This window comes from Amnibacterium kyonggiense (assembly GCF_004364555.1).
GTDB classification, from domain to species: Bacteria; Actinomycetota; Actinomycetes; order Actinomycetales; family Microbacteriaceae; genus Amnibacterium; species Amnibacterium kyonggiense.
Window position 1 is genome coordinate 1,143,340 of the sequence record NZ_SOAM01000001.1, and the last position, 24,779, is coordinate 1,168,118.

Sequence of the window (24,779 nt, forward strand, 5' to 3'; positions counted from 1 at the left end):
CGGAGGGTAGCATGGTTGCGCTACCATGCCCGGTCTCACGCGGGCGCGGCGGTGCTTCCCCGGACGATCAGCTGCACCGGGACGACGACGCCGGCGGTCGGCCGGTCGTGGTCGGCGATGCGCTCGAGCAGGTCGGCGATGGCGACCCGGCCGACCTCGTCGAACGCCTGCCGCACGGTCGTCAGCGGCGGCCAGGAGGCGTCCGCGTCGATCACGTCGTCGAAGCCGACGACGCTCACCTGCCCGGGCACGTCGATCCCGAGCTCGTGCAGGCGCTGCAGCACGCCGAACGCCATCTGGTCGTTCGCGGCGAAGATCGCGGTCGCGCCGTCGGCGAGCAGGGCGTCGACCGCCTCGTGCCCGGAGGTGCTGCGCCAGTCGCCGATCGGCGCCTCCGGCACGCGGAGGCCGCGCTCCTCGAGCACCCGCCGCCACGCGGCGAGGCGGCGCATGGCCGCGTAGGACTCCCGTGGCCCGGCGATGTGGTGCACCGTGCGGTGGCCGAGGTCGAGGAGGTGCTCGGTCGCCATCCGTGCGCCGCCCGCCTGGTCGCTGTCGATGACCGTGTACTCGTCGCCGCCGCCCGCGTCGATGAAGATGACGGGCACGCCGGGCGGCAGGGTGATGGAGGTGTCGTCGTCGAGCCGCCGCTCCGCGACGACGATCGCGCCGTCCACGCCCTCGTGCGTCAGCCGGTCGTACGCGTTCACGACGGTCTCGCCGCCGCGCAGCTCGAACGGCAGCAGGGTCACCGTGTAGCCGCGCTCGGCGGCGGCGGTGACGATCTCGCCGATCGTCCACATGTTGCCGGGCGACCGCATGCTCGACGTGAGGACGCCGATCGACTTGAAGTGGCCGGTGGCGAGGGCGCGGGCCGCGAGGTTCGGGCGGTAGCCGAGCCGGCCCATCGTGTCGAGGACGCGGCTCCGCGTCGCCTCGTCGACGTTCTCCGCGCCGTTCGCGACGCGGCTCGCCGTGATCGGCGCGACGCCCGCCTCGCGGGCGACGTCCGCGAGCGAAGGCGTCCTCCGCACGCGGCGCCGAGAGGGCCTCGTCTCGCGCTCGTCGGCGGTGGTCACACGCCTCAGCGTAGCCCGAGAGGCCGCGGAGAGCCCGGTGTGGTAGCGGTACCATGCACGGTGTGACGGGGCGTGCGTACTCCCAGCCCATCCAGGTCGACGCGGCCCGCCCGGCGCGCTCGACGCTCGCCCTCCTCGGTCGCTACCGGGGCCGCGTCGGCGCGGCCCTCGTCGCCTTCGTGGTCAAGGACACCCCGCTCTGGCTGATGCCGGTCCTGACGGCGTCGATCATCGACACCGTCGTCCGCGGCGGTCCGGTGTCGCGTCTGTTCGTCCTGGTCGCGATCGCGGCGGTCGCGCTCGCCCAGAACTACCCGACGCACTGGCTCTTCATCCGCCTCTACTCGAAGGCGGTGCGGCAGATCGGGATGGACCTCCGCAACGCGCTGACGGACCAGCTGCAGCGGCTCTCGATCGGCTACCACAGCCGATCGAGCTCCTCGGTCGTGCAGAACAAGGTCGTCCGCGACGTCGAGAACCTCGAGAACATGTTCCTGCAGGTCGGGCACCCGCTCGTGTCCTCGATCATCGTGCTCACCGGGGCGCTCGTGATGACGGCGGTCAACATCCCGGCCTTCCTGCCCGTCTACGCGCTCACGGTGCCGATCGCCGTGCTGCTCCGCCGGTTCCTGCGCCGCCGCTCGCAGTCGCTGAACGAGCGGTTCCGGCACGACACGGAGCGGTTCGCCTCCGCCGTCGGCGAGATGGCGAGCCTGATCCCGATCACGCGCGCGCACGGCCTCGAGACCGTCGCGCAGGACCGGGTCGCGACCGTCGCGGACCGGCTGAAGACCTCCGGGTACACGCTCGACGTGATGAACGGCCGCTTCCAGGCGCTGTCCTGGGTCGCGATGCAGCTGCTGGCCATCGGGTGCATCGCGCTCGCCGCGTTCTGCGCGATCACCGGGTTCCTGCCGATCACGGCCGGTCAGGTGGTGCTCGTCAGCTCCTACTTCGCGATGCTGACCGGCAACGTGACGAACCTGCTGATGCTCGCGCCGCTCGTGGCGAAGGGGCTCGAGTCGACGCGCTCGGTCGCGGAGGTGCTGCAGGAGCCCGACCTCGAGTTCAACGAGGGCAAGCGGGAGGTCGGCGCCGTGCAGGGGCGGCTCACGCTCCAGGACGTCACGCAGCGGTTTCTCGAGGACGAGCCGCCCGCCCTCGATCACGTCGACCTCGAGATCCCGGCCGGGCGGGCGGTCGCCTTCGTCGGCCCGTCGGGGTCCGGCAAGTCGACGATGCTGAACACGCTCGTCGGGTTCATCCGGCCGACGGACGGCGTCGTGCTCCTCGACGGCGTCGAAATGGAGGAGCTCGACCTCCGGACGTTCCGGACGCGGGTCTCGATCGTGCCGCAGGAGCCGGTGCTGTTCGAGGGCTCGATCCGCGACAACGTCGCGTACGGGATGGGCGACGTCGACGAGGCCCGGCTGCGGCGGGCGCTCGACGGCGCGAACGCGCTCGACTTCGTGCAGGAGCTGCCGCAGGGGCTCGAGACGATCGTGGGGGAGCGGGGGGCGCGGCTCTCCGGCGGTCAGCGGCAGCGGCTCGCGATCGCGCGGGCGCTGATCCGCGACCCGCGCGTGCTGCTGCTCGACGAGGCCACGAGCGCGCTCGACCCGGAGTCGGAGCGCCTGGTGCGGGATGCGCTGCAGCGGCTGATGCGCGGCAGGACGACGCTGATCGTCGCCCACCGGCTGTCGACCGTCCGCGCGGCGGACGAGATCGTCGTGCTCGACCACGGTCGGGTCGCGGAGCGGGGCACGCACGACGAGCTGCTCGCCGCGGGCGGCCGGTACGCGCGGATGCACGACCTCCAGACCGCCGGCTGAACCGTTCGGTCCGGAGGATGCCGCGTCCTGCGGAACGAAGGGTTCAGGGGGCGAGGAGCGAGGTGATCGCGCGGGCGAGGATCGCGCGGTGCTCGGGTGCCTCGTACGACGCGGCGTCGTGGCCGAGCAGGTCGACGACGATCCGTCCGCGCCCGGCGGACCACTCCCAGAGGAGCGGGTGGAGGAGCCCGTCGTGCTCGTGCTGCAGCAGCGGCACGACGTCGGCGTCGACCTCCATGAACGAGTAGCGCTCGTCGGCCAGCGCGAAGGCGGCGATCCCGGCGGTCAGCTCGGAGGGCGCGGCCGCGAGGACCCACGCCTCGCCGTACTCGGGGTGCATCGTGACCCCGCGGTGCCAGTACCCGCCGAAGGGCTCGGTCGTCGCACCCGTCAGCGGTACCGCGGTGACGCTCGAGTGCACCGCGAGCACCGGTCGCCCGGCCGCGAGGTGCGCCGTCAGGCCCGCGCGGATCCGCTCGTCCTCGTCCGCGTCCGGCTCCTCCGGGTTCCCGAGGTTGAGCACGAGCAGGTCGGCGTCGCCCGCGTCGGTCAGGCGGTGCGCGACGTCCTCGTCGATCACGACCTCGTGCCCGAGCTCGTGGGCGATCCCGGCGAGCGCGGCGGAGGTCGCGGGGAACGGGTGCCACGGGTCGGCGAATCGACCCGACCCGGACACGACCACGACGCGGCTCACGGTGCTCATCCTCCGCCGCGGGTCAGCCGGGCAGCGGCAGGCGCAGCCCGTCGAGGGTCGGCACTGCCGCCAGCCCGCCGTCGGCCGTGTGCCGCAGCTCGTCGAAGACGACCTCGCGGTGGATGCCGTCGCCCGGCGGCTCCGTCCCGATCGCGAAGCGGTGGTACGCGATCACCCAGGTCCCGAGCTCCGGGACCTCCAGCACGCTGTGGTGCCCGGTCGCGAGGATGCCGAGCTCCGGCCGCTGCTCGAGCAGCACGCCGCGGCGCGCGATGCCGCCGGCGCCGTCGTCGACGCCCCAGGCGACCCGGTACTCGGGGTCGCGGGTGTCGTTCTCCGACCAGGACCAGTACCGCCGGCCATCATGGCGGTGCAGGGCCAGCGCCTCGCGGAACCCCTCGGGCGTCACCTCCCGCAGCCGGGAGCGGTCGATCGCGGCGAGGTCCTCGGTCAGCGGCGCGACGAAGGCGTGCGTGTTGCCCCAGAGCAGCAGCGGAGAGCCGTCGTCGTCGAGCGCGAACGCGGGGTCGATCGCCTGACCCGGCAGCTCGTCCTTCGCGATCAGCGGCGCGGGATCCGCGGTGAACGGGCCGTCCGGCGCGTCGGCGACGGCGTGCCCGATCGCCTGCTCGCCGCAGAAGAAGAGGTGGAAGCGGCCTCGCCACGGCACCATCGCCGGCGCCCACGCGCGGACCGCGGCCCAGGGCACGTCGACACCGAGCCGCAGCACGACGCCGTGGTCGGTCCAGTCCACGAGGTCGGGGGAGGAGAACGCGGAGAACGTCGTCCCGCCCCAGTCGGCGGATCCGTCCGTCGTCGGGTGGACCCAGTAGCGATCCCCGACGCGGACGAGGGAGGGGTCGGCGTGGAAGCCCGGCAGGCTCATCGTCGTCCCCTCCCTCGTCGGCGCGTCAACCGGTCATCCCCGTCTCGGCGATGCCGCGGACGAGGAAGCGCTGCATCGTGAAGAACACGATGACGAGCGGGACCATCGACAGCACCGCGGTCGCGAAGAGGCCCGTGTAGTCGAACGTCTGCGCCGTGAGGAACGTCGACAGGTAGACCTGCAGGGTCGTGATGCCGAAGCCGTCGCCGGAGATGACGAGCGGCCACAGGAACGAGTTCCAGTTGCCGACGAACCCGAGGACCGTCAGCGACGCGACGAAGGCGATCTGGTTCGGCATGACGATCCGGAGGAACACCCCGAAGTGCCGCAGGCCGTCGAGCTTGCCCGCCTCCTCCAGCTCCCTCGGGAAGTTCAGGAACGCCTGCCGGAACAGGAACACCGTGAACGCCGCGAACAGGGTCGGGATGATCAGGCCCTGGAGGGTGCCGACCCAGCCGAAGCTCGCGACGATGATGTAGTTCGGGATGAACGTGGTCGCCGACGGCACCATCAGGACGAGCAGCGTGAGCGCGAACACCGGCTTCGAGAGCCGGCTCGGGACCCGCGCCAGGCCGTAGCCGGCCATCGCCGCGATGGCGATCGTGAGCGTCGTCGAGACGACGGCCATGACGACCGAGCCGAGCAGCGCCTGCTGGAACCCGGGGTCGCCGAGCACCGTGAGGTAGTTCTCGACGTGCGGCGGGATCGGCAGGAACACGAAGTTCGGCTTGCTGATGTCGTCGTTCGTCATCAGCGAGATCTTGATCAGCACCCAGAACGGGATGAGGAACAGGACCGCGACGACGCCGAGGACGACGTACCGGGCGACGAGGTTGCCACCGGAGGGCCGGAGCGGACCCCGGTAGTGGTGCGTCCGCGTCCGCGAGCGACCGGCCGAGGTGGACTCGGCCGTCCTGGCGGACGCCTCGAAGGTCGCGGTCATGCGGCCACCTTCTTCCTGCTCGCGCGCTTGCGCGGCGAGTCGTCGTCGGCCGCGCCGAACCCGAAGAACCGGTTCTGCAGGAGGGCGACCACCACCATGATCAGCGTGAGCACGAGCGCGCCGGCCGAGCCGTGGCCGAAGTCCTGCTGCGTGAACGCGCGGTTGTAGAGGTAGACGAGCGGCGGCCGCGCCGTCGGACCCGCGCCGACGAGGTTGTAGAACTCGTCGAACGCCTGGAACGCGGCGATCATGAGCAGCAGGATCACGGCGCTCGTGGTGGAGCGCAGCTGCGGCCACGTGATCGACCAGAACATCCGCCAGCTGCTGCGCACGCCGTCGATCGACGCCGCCTCGTAGAGCTGCTCGGGGACGCGCTGGAGCGCGGCCGAGAACAGCAGCATGTAGAACCCGATCTGCAGCCACAGCCGGACGGTGACGAGCAGGATCCAGAACAGCGGGAACTGGTTCAGCCAGGAGTAGATCGGCTGCTGGCCGAACAGTGCCAGCACCTGGTTCGCGAGGCTCGACTCGAGCCCGTTGAACAGGCCGAGCTTCCAGATCAGCGACGCGACCACGTAGGAGCACGCCGTCGGCAGGAAGATCACCGTGCGGAAGAACCCGGCGCCGTGCGGCAGCCGGTTCACGAGCAGGGCCAGGCCGAGCGAGCACACCAGCGTCACCGGGACGATGAACACCGTGAACACCAGGAAGGTCCCGATGCTGTTCAGGAAGTCGGGGTCCGTGACGATGTCGATGTAGTTCCGGAGCCCGACGAAGATCGTCGGGTACACGGTGGCCTGCGCGTCGAACAGGCTGAGCACCGCGCTCCACGCGATGGGGAGCAGCGTGAAGATCAGCAGGCCGACGAAGAACGGGGCGAGGAAGATCCAGAAGGTCAGCTCCTCCCCGCGCCGGGGGTGCCGGCGCGAGGAGGAGGCCTTCCGACCCGGTGCGAAGGTCGTCACGACGTCACTGGAGGGTCGCGAGCGAGGCGTCGATCTTCTTCGCGGCCGCGGCCAGCTGGGTCTTCGCGTCCGCGCCCTTCACGATGATGTTGGTGCCGGCGTCCTCCATCGCCTGCCCGATCTCGTTCGTGTAGTAGGGGCCGGTCGCCTTGCCGTACTTCGTGAACGCGTCCACGAACTCCTTCGCGGCGCCGCTCTGCAGCTTCGAGGCGCTCGCGGCGACCGCCTTCAGCGGCGGGATGTGGAAGCCGTAGCTGAGGGCCCAGTCCTCCTGGTCCTGCTTCTGGTCGACCCAGAGCCACTTCGCGAACTCGAGCGCGGCCTTCCGGTTCGGGCTCTTCTGCGCGACCTGCTGGTTCCAGTTGGAGCCGATGAGGGCGTAGGTGCCGTTCGAGCCCGACGGCGGCATCGGGAACATGCCCACGTCGTCGCCGAGCGCCTTCACGGCCTGCGGCATCGACCACATGCCGCCCCACTGGATGCCGATCTTGCGGTTCGCGAACGGGGTGATGTCCCACCAGTCCGACGGCTGGCCCTGCAGGCCGAAGCCGTTCTGCTGGATCTTGCGGAACCAGCTGTAGGTCTCGGCGAGCGCGTCGACATCGCCCGAGAAGCCGTTCGTCTTGTTGTCCGAGGCGATGATGTCGGTACCGGTCGCCCAGGCCATCGTCGATGAGAAGCCGGCGCCGCCGTCCGTGTTGCTGAGGAAGATGCCCTTCTTGCCGCCGGAGGAGAGCTTCGCGACGCACTCGTAGAAGGCCTCCATCGTCGTGGGGACCTCGAGGCCGGCGTCCGAGAACATCGCCTTGTTGTAGTAGAAGGCCTGCGGGTCGATGATCATCGGGATGCCCCAGTACTTCCCGTCGATCTGGACGTTGTAGAGGGCGGTCTCCGAGAACTGGTCCTTGATCGGCTCGATGATCGAGGTCATGTCGGCGTACTTGCCGGCGCGAGCGTCCGCGATGTTGATCGCGTTGTTCTCGAAGACGTCCACGCCGCTGCCGGCGAGGAGGCGCGTGTTGAGCTTCGAGGCGTAGTCGCCCGCGACCCAGTTCACGTTGACGGTCGCGTCCTTGTAGGAGGCGGCGTACTTCTTGGCCGCCTGCTCCGTGCCGGCCTCGCCGTACTGGTGGTACCACTGCGAGAGGGTCGGGTGGCTGCCGCCGCCGCCCGTGCTGGCGCCGGGGCCGGAGCAGGCCGCGAGGACGAGCGGGGTGACGGCGCCGAGGCCGAGGATCCCGGCCATCTGTCGTCGTGAGATCTGGGTGCTGCCGATACCGGGCATTCGGACTCCTCATTGAGTGGTGCGGACTGGTGCGTCCACGGGATGCGAGTGATGGTAGCGCTACCATCCGGCATCGGCCACCCCGGATCGTCCGGCGCGTCGTGGGGCTCCCGGCGGTGCGCGTTCAGGCCCGACGGGGTCCGAGGACCATCCGGCGGATCTCCTCGATCGGCAGCTTCGGCGTCCGATCGGCCCGCAGCAGGCCGTTCGACTCCTGCATCGTGTCCGTGAGCTGGGTGTAGCAGAAGCCCGCGAGCAGCGGGCTCGCGTGAGCCGCCGCGAACAGCCCGCCGACGAGCCGTGCGTACTCCTCCGGCGAGCCGACGACGGCGTAGCCCCAGGTGTCCGCGGCCGCATGGGCGATGCCGCCGAACTCCGTCAGCATCACGGGGAGCCCCCGGTCGAGGTGGTCCCGGTGGCGTCCGACCTGGAGCGGCCGCCCCGCCTCGGTGCTGGTCGCGTCCGTGTGGGCGACCGCCGCATCGTCGGCGAAATGGGCCCGGAGGCGGTCCGGGTCCGTCTCGTAGTCGTGCAGGGAGAGCACGTCGCTGTCGACGTGCTCCCAGCCGTCGTTCGAGATCACCGGACGGCTCGGGTCGAGCGCCCGCGTCAGCGCCGCGAGCGCCTGGGCGTAGTGCTGCTGCGCGGGGGATGCGGAGACGTCCTGGACGCCCCAGCTCTCGTTGAGCGGCACCCAGGCGACCACCGAGGGATGGCTCCGCTGCTGCGCCACGATCTCGGTCCACTCGGTCGTGAGGCGGGCGACCGCACGGGGCGAGAAGCCGTACGCGCCGGCCGTCTCCGCCCACACCGCGATGCCGAGCCGGTCCGTCCAGTACAGGAAGCGGGCGTCCTCCACCTTCTGGTGGATGCGGACCGCGTTGAAGCCGAGGGCCTTGACGAGCTCGGCCTCCGCGCGGAGCCGGTCGGGCGTCGCCGTCAGCTGGCCGTCCTCCCAGTAGCCCTGCTGCAGCACCGACCGCAGGTACAGGGGGTGCTCGTTCAGGAGGAACGCCGACCGGCCGACCCCGACCGACCGGACGCCGAAGTAGCTGTCGACGACGTCGCCCGAGTCCTCGAGCGCGACGGTCGCGTCGAAGAGCTCCGGGTGGTCGGGGCTCCAGAGGTGGTCGTCGCGCTCCTGCGCGTGGCGGAGCAGCGGCAGGTCGACGGGCACGACGACGAGCCGGTCGAGCGCGCGCACCGCCACCTCGCCGACGATCGCGCCGCGGCGGGAGACCGTCACCCGCACCGTCTCGCCGTCCCGGGGCGGCCGGGCCAGCGTCACCCGCGCCTCGACCGAGCCGGCGACCTGGTCGGTCGACCAGTCGAGGCCGGCGACGTGCTGCTCCGGCACCTCCTCCAGCCACACGGACTTCCAGATACCCGTCGTGCGGCGGTACCAGATCGCGTGCGGCTCGTCCCGCCAGTCCTGCTTGCCCCGCGGCACGTCCGGGTCGTCCGGGTCGTCGAACGCCCGCACCACGACGGCGTGGTCGGCGCCGTCGCCGAGGGTGTCCGTCACGTCGAAGGAGAACGCGGTCTGCCCGCCGACGTGGCGACCGACGTGGTGGCCGTCGACCCAGACGTCGGCTTCCTGGTCGACGGCGCCGAAGTGGAGGACGACCCGCCGGCCCGGTGCCCGGGTCGCGGGAAGCGGGCGGCGGTACCAGACGACGCGGTGCGGCGCGCCGTCGCCGATGCCGGACAGCGCGGCCTCAGGCGGGAAGGGCACGCGGATGGTCCGGTCGAAGGCGCCGCCGTCCCGCCACCAGCGCTCGGCGAGGCCGGCGTCCGCGTCGTCGAACGCGAACGACCAGTCGCCGTCGAGGTCCGTCCACGCGGCCCGGACCAGCTGCGGGCGCGGGTGGCTGCCGTCCTGCTCGGAAGCGCGCACGGGGTCTCCGTCGTGTCACCGCGGCGTGCGCGCCCGCTGCGGGCAGGAGCCGACATCCGCGTCGTCCATCGCCCCGGTCGGGAGCGTCGCCGATGGTAGCGCGACCATCCATCGTCGTCCGGCGTCGTCGGTACCGGGAGGTGCGTGTCCTCCGTACGCTGAGGGTCCACCGGACGAACGCCTGGAGAGCACGATGGAGCCTCGCGAGCTGCGGCTGCGACCGCCGTCGATCCGCGACGTGGCGGATCGCGCGGGCGTCTCGTACCAGACGGTGTCGCGGATGCTGAACGCGCACCCCGGCATCCGCGCCGACACCGAGCGGCGGATCCGGGCCGCGATCGACGAGCTCGGCTACCGCCCCAACCGCGCCGCGCGCGCGCTCGTCACGGCGCGCTCCCGCATGATCGGCGTCCTGCTGACCGCGCGTCCCCTGCACGGGCCCTTCAGCTCGTTCCTCGCGATCGTCGACGCGGTCCGGGAGCGCGGCTACAGCGTCACGACGACGCCGGATGCGGGCGACGACCCGGCCGATCTGGTGCACGCGCTCGAGGAGCTGCTGGCGCACGGCGTCGAGGGGATCGTCGCGATCGCGCCCCAGGACCGAGCGCGTGAGGCCGTGCGGCTGAGCGGTGCGCCGGTGCCCGTGCTCACGCTGCAGGGCGTCCCGGGCGAGCTGAACGACTTCGGCTTCGACCAGCACGAGGGAGCCGTGCTGGCGACGCGCCACCTCCTCGACCTCGGGCACCGACGGATCGCGCACCTCGCCGGCCCCGTGGGCTGGGGCGAGGCCGAGCAGCGGCAGCGCGGCTACGAGCGGGCGATGCTCGAGCGCGGCCTGGAGCCGCGCGTGCTCTCGAGCGACTGGACCCCGGACGGCGGCATGGCCGTCGGGCGGCGCCTGCTGTCGGACGAGCGACCGACAGCGGTCTTCGCCGCGAACGACGAGATGGCGGTCGGGCTGCTCGCGGCGGCGCACGACCTCGGGCTCGCGGTGCCGGACGACCTGAGCGTCGTCGGCTTCGACGACGTGCCGTTCGCCCGGTACCTCCGCCCCGCGCTGACCACGGTCCGGCAGGACTTCGGGGACCTGGGGCGCCGCGCCATCGCCCTGCTGATCGACGAGATCGAGGGGATGGTCCCGGATGCCCCGCCGCCGGCCGTGCCGTCCTCGTTGGTCGTGCGCGACAGCACCGGTCAGGTCACGATCTGAACGTCGACGCAGCGTCGACTTGACCGCATCGGGCGCGCCGAGTGAAGATGCGCTGGCCGATGTGAACGTTTCGCATCGGAGCACGTCGTCCTGCCGCAGCAGCATCCGGGACGGCGACGGAACGCACGAAGGAGTGGTTCATGGTGGCAACGCGATCGGGTCGATTCGAGATCGACCGTCGCACTCTTCTCCGCACCGGCGGCCTCGGAGCGGTCTCGCTCGCGGGCGTCGGCCTGCTCGCGGCCTGCTCCGGCGGGACGGCCGGCGGCGGCTCGGGCGGAGGCGGCGGCAGCCTGACCTTCGGCTCGAACGCCTCCGACGCCGTGCCGAAGAAGGCGTACGCGGCGTTCGTCTCCGCCTTCGAGAAGAAGTCGAAGGACACGGTCTCGACGAACGTGTCGGACCACAACTCGTTCCAGGACAAGATCACCAACTACCTGCAGGGCAGCCCGGACGACGCGTTCACCTGGTTCGCCGGCTACCGGATGCAGTACATCGCCAAGAAGGGGCTGGTCGGCGACGTCAGCGACGTCTGGTCGAAGATCGGCTCCAACTACTCCGACGCGCTGAAGAAGGCGTCGACCGGGGAGGACGGCAAGCAGTACTTCGTCCCGAACTACAACTACCCGTGGGGCTTCTTCTACCGGAAGTCGTTCTGGCAGTCGAACGGCTGGGAGGTGCCCGGCACGTTCGACGAGCTCGTCGCCCTCTGCAAGAAGATGAAGGCGAAGGGGATCATCCCGATCGAGTTCACCGACAAGGACCTCTGGCCCGCGTGCGGCACGTTCGACTACCTGAACATGCGCATCAACGGCTACCAGTTCCACGTCGACCTGTGCGCGCACAAGGAGTCCTGGAACTCCTCGCAGGTCAAGGAGGTGTTCGACACCTGGAAGGAGCTCCTGCCCTACTACGACCCGAGCGCCGCGGGCCTCACGTGGCAGGAGGGCGCGCAGAAGCTCGGCAACAAGCAGGCGGGGATGATGCTGCTCGGCTCCTTCATCACGCAGCAGTTCACCGATGCGAGCGTGCTGAACGACATCGACTTCTTCCCGTTCCCCGAGGTCAAGGTCGAGGGCACGGATGCGGTCGAAGCCCCGATCGACGGCCTGATGCTCTCGAAGAAGGGCGCGCAGAACCAGGCGGCGAAGGACATGCTGCAGTTCATGGGCACCGGCGCCGGCCAGGAGGCCTACTACTCGGTCGACAAGTCGAACATCATGACGGCGAAGGACGCCGACACCTCCGGGTACTCCGCCTTCACGAAGAAGCTGTCCGGCGTCATCGCGGACGCGAAGTCGATCAGCCAGTTCTTCGACCGCGACGCGCTGCCCGCCATGGCGAGCAACGTGCTCGAGCCGGCGATGCTGAACTTCCTGAAGAGCGGCACGGTGAACCTCGCGAACATCGAGTCGCAGGCGAAGACGCTGTACTCGCAGCAGTGACGGTCGAAGCACCGATCTCCGCGGCGCGGGCGACGAGGTCGCCCGCGCCGCGGCGCCGACTGCGGTCCCTGACGAAGCGGGACCGCATCGTGCTCGGGGTGATGATCGGCATCCCGACCCTGATCCAGGCCGTGCTCGTCTGGATCCCGCTGCTCGCCTCCGTCGCGCTGTCGTTCTTCAAGTGGGACGGCCTGCAGCTCTCGGGGTTCGTCTTCCAGGGGCTGACGAACTACAACTTCGTCTTCAACCAGGCGCCCGCGTTCTGGCCGGCGGTGCTGCACAACATCGTCTGGCTGCTGTTCCTCGGCCTCATCGGCACGCCCCTCGGCCTGCTGCTCGCGGTGCTGCTCGACTCGAAGATCCGGGGCAGCCGGATCTACCAGACCGTCTTCTTCATGCCGGTCATGCTGTCGCTCGCGCTGATCGGCATCATCTGGCAGCTCATGTACAGCCAGGACAACGGCCTCATCAACAACGTGCTCGGCACCGCGGGCACGCCCGCCGCGATCGACTGGTTCGGCGACTCGAGCGTCAACCTGTGGGCGGCGCTCGTCGCCGCCACCTGGCGGCACGCCGGCTACATCATGGTGCTGTACCTGGCGGGTCTGAAGGGCGTCGACCCGAGCATCAAGGAGGCGGCGTCGCTCGACGGAGCGAACGGGCGGCAGACGTTCTTCCGCGTCGTGTTCCCGGCGATGGCGGCGACGAACGTGATCATCGTCGTGATCACGGTGATCGAGTCGCTCCGCGCCTTCGACATCGTCTACGTCATCAACCACGGCACGAACGGGCTGGAGCTGCTCTCGGTCCTGGTCGTGCAGTACCTGGTCGGGGAGACGCAGGTGATCGGCATCGGCAGCGCGTTCGCGGTGGTGCTGCTCGTCATCTCGCTGGTACCGATCGTCATCTACCTGTCCCGCACGTTCCGGACCAAGGAGTGATCGCCCGATGACGACGACGACGGCCCCGGCGGCCGCGCGCAGGACCCGGGTCACCGCCTCCACGCGGACCCGGATCAAGAACGGTCCGGGCGTCTGGGGCGCCTACCTGTTCCTCACGGTCGCCGCGATCCTCTGGCTGATCCCGCTGCTCTGGGCGGTGTACACCTCCCTTCGGCCGAAGGCGGACACCGACCGGCTCGGCTACTTCTCGATCGGCGGCAGCTACGGGTTCTCGAACTTCGCGCAGGCCTGGACCCAGGGCGGGTTCCTGACCTACTTCGGGAACTCGGCGTTCATCACGATCGCGACCGTGGTCCTCACCCTGTTCTTCGCGTCGATGATGGCGTTCGCCGTGAGCCGCTTCTCCTGGCGGTTCAACGTGACGCTGCTCATCATGTTCACGGCCGGCAACCTGCTGCCGCCGCAGGTCCTGGCGACCCCGATCTTCGAGCTGTTCAAGCTGATCCAGCTGCCGTACTCGATCTCCGACTCCGGCTCGCTGCTCAACCAGCTCGTCGGCGTCGTCGCGGCGAACACCGGGTTCCAGATCGGGTTCTGCACCTTCGTGCTGTCGAACTTCATGAAGGCGATCCCGCAGGAGCTGGGTGAGGCGGCGCGCGTCGACGGCGCCGGCGTCTGGACCCAGTACTGGCGCGTGATCATGCCCCTGACACGACCCGCGCTCGCCGCGCTCGGCACGCTCGAGGTCATCTTCATCTACAACGACTACTTCTGGCCGCTGATCCTGATCCAGTCGGGCAACCGCCTCCCGATCACGACGGCGATCAACAACCTGCAGGGGCAGTTCCTGTCGAACTACAACCTGCTGTCCGCCGGGGCGATCATCACCGTGATCCCGACGCTCGTCATCTACCTGGCGCTGCAGCGCCAGTTCGTCGCCGGCCTGACCCTCGGCGCAAGCAAGGGCTGAGCCCGGACCCGTCCGCTCTGCAGGTGCCTCCCGCCCTGCAGGGCGGAGGATCCGTGCTGCCCGTTCGAAAGGACCGCCATGGTCGATCAGCACTACCTCGAGGCCGGCGGCGTCGGCCTCCTCGTCGACGTCCGGGGCGACGACCCCGTGATCGTGCACTGGGGCGCCCCCCTCGGGGACGCCGTGCCGGACGCCGCGCTGCTCACCGGAGCGGTCCCGCACTCGAACTTCGACGAGCCCGTGCGCCTCTCCGTCCTCCCGCAGGCGTCCCGCGGCTGGCGCGGCCGGGCCGCGGTCCGCGGCGGCCGGTCCGGCGCGGCGTTCTCGCCGCGATTCGTGCTCACGGACGCGGCGCGGGAGGGGAGTGCGCTGACCCTCCGCCTCGCCGACCCGCAGGTCGGTCTCGAGGCGGAGGTGCGGTTCGCCCTCGACCCCTCCGGCCTCCTGCTCCTCGACGGCACCCTCGTGAACACCGGTGCCGACGAGTACGGGCTCGACCGGTTCGACCTCGTGCTGCCGGTGCCCCAGCAGGCCGTCGAGTCGCTCGACACGACCGGGCGCTGGGCGCGCGAGAAGCATCCCCAGCGCCGCCGCATCGACCAGGGGACCTGGGTGCGCAGCGGGCGGCACGGCCGGACCGGGCACGACGCCACTGCGGTCATCGCCGCGGGCGGCGCCGGCTTCGGCTGGCGCTCCGGCGAGGTCTGGGCGCTGCACCTCGGCTGGAGCGGGAACCACGAGTCGTTCCTCGACCGCCTCCCGAGCGGGCAGACGACGATCGGTGCCGGCGAACTGCTCGAGCCGAGCGAGATCCGCCTGGCGCCGGGGGAGTCCTACCGGACGCCGACCGCCTACGCGGCGTACGCGGTCGACGGGCTGGACGGGGTGAGCGCGCGGTTCCACACCTGGCTGCGCGCCCGGCCGCAGCACCCGTCCTCCCCGCGGCCGGTCGTCCTGAACACCTGGGAGGCCGTCTACTTCGCCCACGACCTGGGCACCCTCAGCGCGCTCGCCGACACGGCGGCCGAGCTCGGCGTCGAGCGCTTCGTGCTGGACGACGGCTGGTTCGGGCACCGGCGGAACGACCGCGCCGGCCTCGGCGACTGGTGGGTCGACCCCGCCGTCTGGCCCGACGGGCTCGGTCCGCTGATCGACCACGTCCGCGGCCTCGGCATGCAGTTCGGCCTGTGGGTCGAACCGGAGATGGTGAACGAGGACTCGGACGTGATCCGCGAGCACCCGGACTGGATCGCCGGACCCGCCGGTCGCACGTCGATCGACTGGCGCTTCCAGCAGGTGCTCGACCTGGCGAACCCGGACGCGTTCTCGTACATCCTCGGCCGCATCGACGCGCTGCTCGACGAGTACCCGATCGCCTACCTGAAGTGGGACCAGAACCGGGACCAGCTCGAGCTCGGGCACGAGGGACGGGCGTCCGCGCACGCACAGACCCTCGCCGCGTACCGGCTGTTCGACGAGCTGAAGGCGCGGCATCCCCGGGTCGAGATCGAGTCGTGCTCGTCCGGCGGTGCCCGCGTCGACCTCGGCGTGCTGCAGCGCACCGACCGGGTGTGGACCTCCGACACGAACGACGCGCTCGAGCGGCAGACGATCCAGCGCTGGACGCAGCTGGTCGTCCCGCCCGAGCTGGTCGGCGCGCACGTCGGCCCCACCACCTCCCACAGCACCCGCAGGACGCACGACATCGACTTCCGGACGGCGACCGCGCTGTTCGGGCACTTCGGCATCGAGTGGGACGTCACGACCGCCACCGACCAGGAGCGGGAGGGCCTGCGGCGCGCGATCGCCCTCTACAAGGAGTGGCGGGAGGTGCTGCACACCGGGGCGGTGGTGCGGGCCGACTCGGCCGATCCGAGCGTCCAGCTGACGGGCGTCGTCGCCCAGGATCGCGGCCGTGCCCTCTACTCGTTCGTGCAGCTGACCACGAGCGCGTTCGAGCAGCCCCTGCCCGTCGCGCTTCCCGGGCTCGACCCCGCCCGGTCCTATCGCGTCACGCCTGCCGTGCCGGTCCCCGCGCACGCGATGCTCGGGCGCGCGGCGCCGCCGTGGCTCGCGAGCGGCGTCGAGCTGTCCGGCACGGCCCTCGCCGTGCTCGGGCTGCCGATGCCGGTCATGAACCCGGAGCACGCCGTGCTGCTGCGCGTGGAGGCGATCGCATGACCACGGCCCCGACGCTGCAGGAGCTCGTCGGCGACGGATGGATCGCGCCGCGGGCGCGCTTCGCGACGGACGCCGCGCTGCTGTCGCTGAACGGCGAGTGGTCGTTCCGATCGTCGCCGAGCCGGGCCGACGCGCCGGACGACCTCGCATCCGCGGACGGCGCGGGCTGGGACCGCATCCCGGTGCCGTCGAGCTGGCCGATGCACGGGCACGGCGCCCCCGCGTACACGAACGTGCGCTTCCCGTTCCCCGTCGACCCGCCGCACGTCCCCGACGAGAACACGATCGGCGACCTGGTGCGAACCTTCGACTGGCCGGGCGGCCCCGCGCTGCTCCGCCTCGACGGCGTCGACGCGGCCGGCGAGGTGTGGGTGAACGGGCGACGGGTCGGCTCGACCGCGGGAAGCCGCCTCGTGCACGAGTTCGACCTCACCGACGTCGTCAGGACCGGAACCAACACCGTCGCGCTGCGCGTCGCCCAGTGGGCGGCGACGAGCTACCTCGAGGACCAGGACATGTGGTGGCTCCCGGGCGTCTTCCGCGACGTCGCGGTGCAGGCGCTGCCGCCCGGCGGTGTCCAGGACGTGCGCGTCGAGGCGCAATGGGCCGACGGATACGGCGTGCTGATCGTCGACGTCGACGCAAGGGACGGCGCGACCGCCCTCGTCGACGTGCCCTCCCTCGGGCTCACGGGGCTGGCGACCGGGGTCGCGCACGACGTCGGGCGGGTCGACGGCTGGACGGCCGAGACCCCGGCGCTCGTCGACGTCGTGGTGCGCACGGAGGCGGAGCGGGCGACCGTGCGCGTCGGCTTCCGCACGATCACGATCGAGGACGCGCAGCTGAAGGTGAACGGCCGACGCATCCGCATCCGCGGGGTGAACCGCCACGAGCACCACCCGGACCTCGGTCGGGTGGTGCCGGCGGAGGTCGTGCGGGCCGAGCTGCGGTTGATGAAGCAGCACAACATCAACGCGATCCGTACCTCCCACTACCCGCCGCACCCGGACCTGCCGGGGCTCGCGGACGAGCTGGGGTTCTGGCTCGTCGACGAGTGCGACCTGGAGACCCACGGGTTCTTCGAGGTCGGCTGGCGCGGCAACCCGAGCGACGACGCGGCATGGGAGCCCGCTTACCTCGACCGGATGCGCCGCACGATCGCGCGCGACCGGAACCACGCCTCCGTCATCCTGTGGTCGCTCGGCAACGAGGCGGGCACCGGGCGGAACCTCGAGGCGTCCGCGAAGCTGTCGCACGAGCTCGACCCCACCCGCCCCGTCCACTACGAGGGCGACTGGTCCAGCACCGCCGTCGACGTGTACTCGCGCATGTACGCCCACCAGGACGAGGTCGACGCGATCGGCAGGCAGGCGGAGGAGCCGCTGCCGGACCCGGTGGCCGACGCGCACCGGCGGTCGCTGCCGTTCCTCCTCTGCGAGTACGCGCACGCGATGGGCAACGGGCCGGGCGGCCTGTCCGAGTACGAGGCGAGCTTCCGCCGGCATCCGCGGACGCAGGGCGGCTTCGTCTGGGAATGGCTCGAGCACGGCATCCGCCGTCGGACGCCGGACGGGCGCGAGTTCTTCGCGTACGGCGGCGACTTCGGGGAGGAGATCCACGACGGCAACTTCGTCGCGGACGGCCTCGTCGACGCGGACCGCCGGCCGAGGCCCGGGCTGCTCGACTACAAGAAGGTGATCGAGCCGATCGGGCTCGAGATCGACGGCGCGCGCGTGCGCGTCACCGACGGGTACGACTTCGCCGACCTGGCAGGCGTCGAGCTGCGGTGGACGCGCGGGTCGGCCGGTGGCGTCCTGGCGCTGCCGCCCGTCCGACCCGGTGAGACCGCGGAGGTCCACCTCCCCGAAGGGGCCGTCGGCGACGGCGTGCTCACGGTGCGGGCGGTGCTCGCCGCGGACACCGCCTGGGCGCCGGCCGGGCACGAGATCGCCTGGGGCCAGGCCGGGGAGCTGCCGACGCCGACGTCGATCGCGGCGCGCATCCCGATCGAGGACCGGGACGGGGTCGTGCACGTCGGGCCCGGCGCGTTCGATCGGAGGACCGGTCGCCTCCGCTCCATCGGTGGCACGGCAGTCGACGGACCTGCGCTCGCGCTCTGGCGGGCTCCGACCGACAACGACCTCGGCGTCGCGCAGTTCCTCGAGGGCGGCGTCAGCGACGCGGCCGCCTGGGCGGCGGCCGGGCTCGACCGTCTGCACGAGCGCCGCGTCGGGGTGCGGACCACCGAGGACTCGCTCGAGGTGGAGACGGTGATCGCGCCCGCGGCGCTCGACCACCGCGTGCGGATGCGGCAGCGCTGGACGACCGACGGCGATGCGCTCCGCCTCGACCTCGTCCTGACGCCGGAGGGGGCCTGGCCGTCGGGGTGGGCGCGGGCCGGCGTCGAGCTCGTGCTGCCCTGGGCGGCCGACTCCATCGAGTGGGACGGGTACGGTCCGGGGCAGCGCTACCCGGACACCGGTCAGGCGCAGCGGCTCGGCAAATTCGCGGTGGACGGCGCCGCGGCGCTGCACACCGACTACGTGCGGCCGCAGGAGAACGGCTCCCGGGCGGGCGTGCACCGACTGGTCGTCGCCCGCGGCGGCTGCGGCATCGTCGTGACCGGCGACGGGTTCTCCTTCACGGCGAGCCCGTGGACCTCGTCCGAGCTCGCCGCCGCGGCGCACCCGACCGACCTGCCCCCGTCCGACCGCACGCGGCTCACGCTCGACCTCGCCGAGCACGGCATCGGCACCGCCTCCTGCGGTCCCGGCGTGCTGCCGCAGCACCGGCTGGACGCGCGGGAGGTGACGGCGACGCTCGTGTTCCGCGCCGGCTGAGCGGTTCAGCGGGCGCGGCGGCCCCAGCCGGGGTGGAGGGGCGGCAGGTCGCGCGCCTGCGGGTCCTTCCCGGGGGCGCCGCCGTCGTCGTCGAGCCAGCGGCGGCCGTACTGGTCCGGCAGGTCGCCGGCGCCGAAGTACGCGACCGGGGCGGTCGGCACCGCGCCCCAGACGTCGAGCGGATCGACCGCCGCCTCCTCGACCCGGCAGACGTGGACCCAGCGGTCGGCGAGGTCGAACTCGTACGCGAACCCGTCGCCGGGCCGCAGGCGGTCGAGCGGCTCGGCGTCCGCGTCCAGCGCCTCGGGCGTCGCCCAGTCCGGATCCGGGGTGCCGATCGAGGTGCCGTCCGCGAGCAGGAACCCGTGGCTGTGCGCGAGGTCCCAGCGGCCGAACGCCTCGTCGATCGCCGTCGCGAGCTGCCCGAACGTGTGCGCGCGGTCCGCGGCGAGCACCCGGCCGGGCCGCGGCCAGACGAAGCGGCCGCGCCCCTCGACGAGCTCCACCTTGATCGCCAGCCAGGTCCGCGCCACCCTCCTCACGCTAACGGGGCCCTTCGCTGCTGAGGCGGGCGTGCGCACCGCCGGAAGTGCAGCGGAGGGCCCCGTCAGCGGGCGCGGGCGGCCGCGGCGCGGTAGGCCTCGAGGATCTCCGGGCGGTGGTCCGGGGCGGGGGAGGCGACGTCCGGGACCGGCCACGTCGGCCGCTTCCCGGTGAGCGCCCAGCCCGCCTGCACCGCGCCGCCGAGCGCGACGTACTCGCCGGGCTCCGGCACGACGACCGGTTCCGCGAACACCTGCGCGGCGACGGCCTGGACCGCCGGGTTCAGGGCCGCGCCGCCGATCAGCAGCAGGCGTTCGGCGACGACGCCCTGCCCCTGCACCGCGGCGAGGCCGTCGGCGAGTGCGCAGAGCAGGCCCTCGACGGCGGCGCGCGCGAGGCCCTCCCGGGTCGTGTTCGCGAGCGTCATGCCGAGCAGGGAGGCGGTCGCGTCCGGCAGGTTCGGCGTCCGCTCTCCCGCGAAGTACGGCACGAGCGCGAGCCCGCCAGCCCCGGGGGAGGCGGCGAGCGCGAGCCGGCCGAGCTCGTCGTGGTCGACGCCGAGCAGCTTCGCGGTCACGTCGAGGATCCGCGCCGCGTTCAGCGTCGCGATCAGCGGCAGGAACTCGCCGGACGCGGAGGCGAACCCCGCGACCGTGCCGGACGCGTCGTGCGTCGGCGTCGGGCTGACGGCGAACACGGTGCCGGAGGTGCCGATCGACACGACGACGTCGCCGGCGGTCGCGCCGAGCCCGAGCGCCGCCCCGGCGTTGTCGCCGGCGCCCGCGCCGACCACGATCCCGGCCGGGATCCCGGGGACGCCGTCGATGGTGGTGCCGGCGGCCTCCGACGGGCCGAGCACGCGGGGGAGGACGACGTCGTGGCCGAGCGCCAGCTCGAGGACCCCGCGGTCGTACCGGTTCCGCACCGGGTCGAAGTAGCCGGTGCCCGACGCGTCGGACCGGTCGGTCGCGAGCGCCTCGAGGACGGGGCCGGACGGCGACTCGTGCTCCGGCCCGTAGCCGAGCAGGCGCCAGGTCAGCCAGTCGTGCGGCAGGGCGACCGCCGCGACGCGGGCCGCGTTGTCCGGCTCCGCGTCGCGCAGCCAGCGCAGCTTGGTCGAGGTGATCGACGCGACCGGCACGGTGCCGGTGCCGTCCGCGAGCGCCTGGGCGCCCGCCTCCTCGATCAGGTCGAGCGCGGCCTGCGCGGAGCGGGTGTCGTTCCACAGCAGGGCGTCGCGAACGACGTTCCCCTCGCCGTCGAGCGCGACCATCCCGTGCTGCTGACCGCCGATCGAGATCGCCGCGACGTCGTCGAGGCCGCCGGCGTCGGCGATCGCCGTCAGCAGCGCGTCCCACCAGGCGGCCGGGGCCACCTCCGTCCCGTCCGGGTGGGAGGCGCGGCCGGTGCGGACGATCGCGCCGGTGTCGAGGTCGCGGACGACCACCTTGCAGCTCTGCGTCGACGAATCGACACCGGCGACGAGCGTCATGCCGATGACCCCTCGCGGACTCAGCGGGCGCCGAGCAGGTGGTCGATCGCCAGCTGCTGCAGCCGGACGAAGCCGAAGCCGTGCCCGTTGAAGTACGCGTCGGTGTCGAAGTCCTCGTACGAGGCGCGGTCGGCGAGCAGGTCGTCGAACGACTCGCCCTCGGACAGCGTCGGCGTGGCGAGCTCGAGCACCTTGGCGGACCGCAGCAGCTCCTGCACCTCCGGGTCGGCGCGGAAGGACTGCGCCCGCTCCTTGAGCAGCAGGTACATGCGCATGTTCGCGGCCGCGGAGTCCCAGACGCCGGTCTCGTCCTCGGTGCGGCTCGGCTTGTAGTCGAAGTGGCGCGGGCCGTCGTAGGCCGGGCCGCCCGCGAGGCCGCCGTGCTCGAGGAGGTCGACGAGGGAGAACGCGACGTGCAGGTCGCCGTGGCCGAACACGAGGTCCTGGTCGTACTTGATCGACCGCTGGCCGTTCAGGTCGATGTGGAAGAGCTTGCCGTGGTACATCGCCTGCTGGATGCCGGCGGTGAAGTTGAGGCCCGCCATCGTCTCGTGGCCGACCTCCGGGTTCACGCCCGCGAGCTCGGGGTGCTCGAGCGTGTCGATGAAGGCGAGGGCGTGCCCGACCGTCGGCAGGAGGATGTCGCCGCGGGGCTCGTTCGGCTTCGGCTCGATGGCGAACCGGATGTCGTAGCCCTTGCTGAGCACGTAGTCGGACAGCAGGTTCACGGCCTCGCGGTAGCGGTGCAGCGCCTGCTGGATGTCCTTCGAGGTGTCGTACTCGGCGCCCTCACGGCCGCCCCACATGACGAACGTCTTCGCGCCGAGCTCGGCGGCGAGGTCGAGGTTGCGGAGCACCTTCCGCAGCGCGAAGCGGCGCACGGCGCGGTCGTTCGAGGTGAACCCGCCGTCCTTGAACACCGGGGCGCTGAACAGGTTCGTCGTCACCATCGGGACGATCAGGCCCGTGTCGGAGAGCGCGCCCTTCAGGCGGTCGATCTGGGTCTGCCGCTCGGCGTCGGTCGAGCCGAACGCGAACAGGTCGTCGTCGTGGAAGGTGAGGCCGTAGGCCCCGAGCTCGGCCAGCTTCTCGACGACGTGCACCACGTCGAGGGCGGCGCGGGTCGGGCCGCCGAACGGGTCGGACCCGTTGTAGCCGACCGTCCAGAGGCCGAAGGAGAACTTGTCGTCGCGGGTCGGCGTCAGCGCCATGGGAGGGTCCGTTTCCTCGTCGAAGCGAAAATGTTGCAGGAAACAACATAGGTCGTAGGCTGGCCTTCGGCAAGGTCGCCGAGCCGGACGTCGGTCGCGGCGCGTGCCATGCGCGAAGGGATCCGATGTTCACCGATCTTCCTGTCGAACTGCTCCGCGAGCACCGCACCGCGGTGCAGGAGCCCGCGGACCTCGACGCGTTCTGGTCCGAGCGGCTCGCCGAGGCGCGCGCGCTCGCCGAGCCGCCGGAGGCGACCGAGGTCGACACCGGTCTCACGGCGATCCGCACCTGGGACGTGCGCTTCTCCGGCTGGGACGGTCAGCGCATCGCCGGCTGGCTCCGCGCGCCCGCCGGGGCGACCGGTCCGCTGCCCGCGATCGTCGAGTACGTCGGCTACGGCGGCGGTCGCGGCTCCGCGCTCGACAACCTCGCGTTCGCGGCGGCGGGCTACGCCCACCTGATGATGGACACCCGCGGCCAGGGCTCCGGCTGGAGCGGGGGCGTCACGCCGGACTCGGGCGGCACCGGACCCGAGGTGCCGGGCGTCATGACGCGGGGGATCGACGATCCGGCGCAGTACTACTACACGCGCTTCTTCACCGACGCGGTCCTCGCGGTCGACGCCGTCCGCGCCCTGCCCGGCGTCGACGGCTCGCGCGTCGGGGTGACCGGCGGGAGCCAGGGCGGTGCCGGCGCGCTCGCGGCGGGCGCCCTGGCGGAGGACGTGCGCGCCGTCGCGGCCCGCGTCCCGTTCCTCTGCGACATCCCGCGGTCGATGACGATCACGGACGCGCGGCCGTTCCACGAGCTCGTCGACTACCTGGCCGTGCACCGCGACCGGGTCGACCACGTGCTCGGCGTGCTCGCGCGGATCGACGGCGCGGTGCTCGCGTCCCGCATCACCGCGCCGCTGCAGATCTCGGCCGCGCTGATGGACGCGATCGTCCCGCCGTCCGGGCCGTTCGCCGCGTTCAACGCCGCGCCCTCGACGCGGAAGGAGATCCTGGTCCACCCGTACAACGGCCACGAGGGCGGCGGCCCGGAGGACGTCGCGGCGGCGCTGCGCCTCTTCGCCGCGGAGCTCGGCCGGTGACGGACCGCATCCCCGCGCACCACCGCGTCTATGCGACCGTGCGCGTCCTCGACGCGGCGGGCGAGCCGCTGCGGGACGCCGACGTGACGGTCGAGCAGCGGCGTCAGGCCTTCGGGTTCGGGAACATCGGCTTCGACCTCCTGCCGCTCGTCGGCGGGCCGGCCCCGCACGGTGCGGAGGACGTCGAGGCGTTCGGCACCGCCGAGGGGCTGCCGCTCGAGGTCCTCGAGCCGGCGTTCCTCGGCCTGTTCAATCAGGTGACGCTGCCGTTCTACTGGGGCCGGTACGAGCCGGAGCGCGGCGTCACGGACGAGGAGCGGCTCCGGCGCACCGCGCAGTGGTTCGTCGACCGGGGCGTGACGGTCAAGGGCCACCCGCTGCTGTGGCACACGGTCACGCCGGCCTGGCAGGCGGCGCTGCCGCTCGACGAGGTGGAGCGGCTGCAGCGCGAGCGGAGCCGCTCGCTCCCGGCCGCGTTCGCCGGGCTCATCGACGTCTGGGACGCCATCAACGAGGCCGTGATCATGCCGGTGTTCGCGAACGGGGCGAACCGGATCACGGACCTCGCCGCCCGGAAGGGCCGGCTCGAGACCGTGCGGCTCGCGTTCGAGGAGGCCCGGGCGGGCGATCCGGCGGCGACGCTGCTCATCAACGACTTCGACCTGTCGCCCGCCTACGAGCGGCTCATCGAGGAGGTGCTCGACGCGGGGATCGCCGTCGACGCGATCGGCCTCCAGACCCACATGCACCAGGGGTACCGGGGCGAGGCGGCGACGACGGCCGTGCTCGACCGCTTCGCGCGGTTCGGGCTGCCGCTCCACATGACGGAGACCAGCCTCGTGAGCGGCCACCTGATGCCCCCGGAGATCGAGGACCTGAACGACTACCGAGTCCCCGACTGGCCGACGACCGCGGAGGGCGAGGCGCGGCAGGCGGACGAGCTGGTGCGGCACTACCGCACGCTCGTCGCGCACCGGGCCGTCGAGGTCGTCAACTACTGGGGCATCACGGACGCCGGGGCGTGGCTCGGCGCCCCGATCGGCCTGCTGCGGGAGGACGGCTCGCGGAAGCCGGGCTACGACGCGCTCGAGGCGCTGATCCGCGGCGACTGGTGGCTGCCGTCGACCGCGCTGCGCACGGACGGCGACGGCGCGGTGCGGGTGACGGGCTTCGCGGGGGACTTCGTCGTCGCCGGTGCGGGGTTCGAGGTCCCCGTCGCACTGGCCGCGGGCGCCGTCGACGTCACGGTCCGCACCCGGGTCTGACGGCCCTGGTGCCGGACGGAGGTCCGTCGGGCATGATGTCGGCGG

General features: G+C 72.0%; 19 protein-coding genes. 9 read left to right on the forward strand and 10 right to left on the reverse strand.

The window, feature by feature from the left end; translation table 11 throughout:
• Positions 1 to 35 precede the first annotated feature (35 nt).
• On the reverse strand, positions 36 to 1,079 hold the full coding sequence (locus tag CLV52_RS05915; protein ID WP_133765327.1) for a LacI family DNA-binding transcriptional regulator: 1,044 nt from the start codon (positions 1,077 to 1,079) through the stop codon (positions 36 to 38).
• A gap of 62 nt (positions 1,080 to 1,141) precedes the next feature.
• Here CLV52_RS05915 and CLV52_RS05920 point away from each other — a divergent pair, with 62 nt between their 5' ends.
• A complete protein-coding gene (locus CLV52_RS05920) occupies positions 1,142 to 2,911 on the forward strand; it encodes an ABC transporter ATP-binding protein (RefSeq protein WP_246017975.1) in 1,770 nt (589 codons plus the stop codon).
• Between the two features lie 43 nt (positions 2,912 to 2,954).
• Here CLV52_RS05920 and CLV52_RS05925 read toward each other — a convergent pair whose 3' ends face one another.
• The 6 genes from CLV52_RS05925 to CLV52_RS05950 all read right to left on the reverse strand — a co-directional run bounded on the left by CLV52_RS05925 (position 2,955) and on the right by CLV52_RS05950 (position 9,581).
• Complete coding sequence (locus CLV52_RS05925; RefSeq protein WP_162850729.1) at positions 2,955 to 3,605, reverse strand: ThuA domain-containing protein; 651 nt, start codon at positions 3,603 to 3,605, stop codon at positions 2,955 to 2,957.
• Between the two features lie 22 nt (positions 3,606 to 3,627).
• Positions 3,628 to 4,491 carry a family 43 glycosylhydrolase gene (locus tag CLV52_RS05930; RefSeq protein WP_133765330.1) on the reverse strand — a complete coding sequence of 288 codons (864 nt, stop codon included), beginning with the start codon at positions 4,489 to 4,491 and terminating at the stop codon, positions 3,628 to 3,630.
• 25 nt (positions 4,492 to 4,516) lie between these two features.
• Complete coding sequence (locus CLV52_RS05935) at positions 4,517 to 5,434, reverse strand: carbohydrate ABC transporter permease (RefSeq protein ID WP_133765331.1); 918 nt, start codon at positions 5,432 to 5,434, stop codon at positions 4,517 to 4,519.
• Positions 5,431 to 6,399 (reverse strand): carbohydrate ABC transporter permease, encoded by a 969-nt coding sequence (locus CLV52_RS05940; protein ID WP_133765332.1) that lies wholly within the window; start codon positions 6,397 to 6,399, stop codon positions 5,431 to 5,433. Before CLV52_RS05940 ends, CLV52_RS05935 begins: the two co-directional genes overlap by 4 nt.
• Before the next feature lie 4 nt (positions 6,400 to 6,403).
• A complete protein-coding gene (locus tag CLV52_RS05945; protein ID WP_133765333.1) occupies positions 6,404 to 7,684 on the reverse strand; it encodes an ABC transporter substrate-binding protein in 1,281 nt (426 codons plus the stop codon).
• 124 nt (positions 7,685 to 7,808) lie between these two features.
• Positions 7,809 to 9,581 (reverse strand): glycoside hydrolase family 2 protein, encoded by a 1,773-nt coding sequence (locus CLV52_RS05950; RefSeq protein WP_133765334.1) that lies wholly within the window; start codon positions 9,579 to 9,581, stop codon positions 7,809 to 7,811.
• Between the two features lie 193 nt (positions 9,582 to 9,774).
• Here CLV52_RS05950 and CLV52_RS05955 point away from each other — a divergent pair, with 193 nt between their 5' ends.
• The 6 genes from CLV52_RS05955 (at position 9,775) to CLV52_RS05980 (ending at position 19,129) form a co-directional block, all read left to right on the forward strand.
• Positions 9,775 to 10,791, forward strand: a complete 1,017-nt coding sequence (locus tag CLV52_RS05955; RefSeq protein WP_133765335.1) for a LacI family DNA-binding transcriptional regulator — start codon at positions 9,775 to 9,777, stop codon at positions 10,789 to 10,791.
• Between the two features lie 140 nt (positions 10,792 to 10,931).
• Positions 10,932 to 12,236 (forward strand): ABC transporter substrate-binding protein, encoded by a 1,305-nt coding sequence (locus CLV52_RS05960; protein ID WP_133765336.1) that lies wholly within the window; start codon positions 10,932 to 10,934, stop codon positions 12,234 to 12,236.
• Positions 12,233 to 13,177 (forward strand): carbohydrate ABC transporter permease, encoded by a 945-nt coding sequence (locus CLV52_RS05965; protein ID WP_246017976.1) that lies wholly within the window; start codon positions 12,233 to 12,235, stop codon positions 13,175 to 13,177. Before CLV52_RS05960 ends, CLV52_RS05965 begins: the two co-directional genes overlap by 4 nt.
• A 7-nt stretch (positions 13,178 to 13,184) precedes the next feature.
• Positions 13,185 to 14,108, forward strand: coding sequence for a carbohydrate ABC transporter permease (locus CLV52_RS05970; protein WP_133765337.1), 924 nt, complete (start codon positions 13,185 to 13,187; stop codon positions 14,106 to 14,108).
• A gap of 78 nt (positions 14,109 to 14,186) precedes the next feature.
• A complete protein-coding gene (locus CLV52_RS05975) occupies positions 14,187 to 16,289 on the forward strand; it encodes an alpha-galactosidase (protein WP_133765338.1) in 2,103 nt (700 codons plus the stop codon).
• Positions 16,286 to 19,129 (forward strand): glycoside hydrolase family 2 TIM barrel-domain containing protein, encoded by a 2,844-nt coding sequence (locus CLV52_RS05980; protein ID WP_133765339.1) that lies wholly within the window; start codon positions 16,286 to 16,288, stop codon positions 19,127 to 19,129. Before CLV52_RS05975 ends, CLV52_RS05980 begins: the two co-directional genes overlap by 4 nt.
• Positions 19,130 to 19,134: 5 nt before the next feature.
• Here the strand turns inward: CLV52_RS05980 and CLV52_RS05985 are convergent, their stop codons facing one another.
• The 3 genes from CLV52_RS05985 to xylA form a co-directional block, all read right to left on the reverse strand.
• A complete protein-coding gene (locus CLV52_RS05985; RefSeq protein ID WP_133765340.1) occupies positions 19,135 to 19,662 on the reverse strand; it encodes an IS1096 element passenger TnpR family protein in 528 nt (175 codons plus the stop codon).
• A 74-nt stretch (positions 19,663 to 19,736) separates the two neighbouring features.
• Positions 19,737 to 21,164 (reverse strand): xylulokinase, encoded by a 1,428-nt coding sequence (gene xylB, locus CLV52_RS05990; protein WP_133765341.1) that lies wholly within the window; start codon positions 21,162 to 21,164, stop codon positions 19,737 to 19,739.
• A gap of 20 nt (positions 21,165 to 21,184) precedes the next feature.
• Complete coding sequence (gene xylA, locus CLV52_RS05995; protein WP_133765342.1) at positions 21,185 to 22,375, reverse strand: xylose isomerase; 1,191 nt, start codon at positions 22,373 to 22,375, stop codon at positions 21,185 to 21,187.
• A 125-nt stretch (positions 22,376 to 22,500) separates the two neighbouring features.
• On the opposite strand from xylA, the gene CLV52_RS06000 reads away from it, so the two are divergent.
• Both CLV52_RS06000 and CLV52_RS06005 read left to right on the forward strand, forming a co-directional pair.
• Positions 22,501 to 23,469, forward strand: coding sequence for an acetylxylan esterase (locus tag CLV52_RS06000; protein ID WP_133765343.1), 969 nt, complete (start codon positions 22,501 to 22,503; stop codon positions 23,467 to 23,469).
• Entirely contained in the window at positions 23,466 to 24,734 is a 1,269-nt protein-coding gene (locus tag CLV52_RS06005) for an endo-1,4-beta-xylanase (RefSeq protein ID WP_133765344.1), read from the forward strand. Before CLV52_RS06000 ends, CLV52_RS06005 begins: the two co-directional genes overlap by 4 nt.
• The last annotated feature ends 45 nt before the right edge of the window (positions 24,735 to 24,779 follow it).

Bases quoted from the DNA above. Each gene is read 5' to 3' on its own strand.
- CLV52_RS05955 (WP_133765335.1), top strand. From the start codon at position 9,775: ATGGAGCCTCGCGAGCTGCGGCTGCGACCGCCGTCGATCCGCGACGTG.
- CLV52_RS05980 (WP_133765339.1), top strand. From the start codon at position 16,286: ATGACCACGGCCCCGACGCTGCAGGAGCTCGTCGGCGACGGATGGATC.
- CLV52_RS05970 (WP_133765337.1), top strand. From the start codon at position 13,185: ATGACGACGACGACGGCCCCGGCGGCCGCGCGCAGGACCCGGGTCACC.
- CLV52_RS05935 (WP_133765331.1), bottom strand. From the start codon at position 5,434: ATGACCGCGACCTTCGAGGCGTCCGCCAGGACGGCCGAGTCCACCTCG.
- CLV52_RS05930 (WP_133765330.1), bottom strand. From the start codon at position 4,491: ATGAGCCTGCCGGGCTTCCACGCCGACCCCTCCCTCGTCCGCGTCGGG.
- xylA (WP_133765342.1), bottom strand. From the start codon at position 22,375: ATGGCGCTGACGCCGACCCGCGACGACAAGTTCTCCTTCGGCCTCTGG.
- CLV52_RS06000 (WP_133765343.1), top strand. From the start codon at position 22,501: ATGTTCACCGATCTTCCTGTCGAACTGCTCCGCGAGCACCGCACCGCG.
- xylB (WP_133765341.1), bottom strand. From the start codon at position 21,164: ATGACGCTCGTCGCCGGTGTCGATTCGTCGACGCAGAGCTGCAAGGTG.
- CLV52_RS05945 (WP_133765333.1), bottom strand. From the start codon at position 7,684: ATGCCCGGTATCGGCAGCACCCAGATCTCACGACGACAGATGGCCGGG.
- CLV52_RS05975 (WP_133765338.1), top strand. From the start codon at position 14,187: ATGGTCGATCAGCACTACCTCGAGGCCGGCGGCGTCGGCCTCCTCGTC.
- CLV52_RS05960 (WP_133765336.1), top strand. From the start codon at position 10,932: ATGGTGGCAACGCGATCGGGTCGATTCGAGATCGACCGTCGCACTCTT.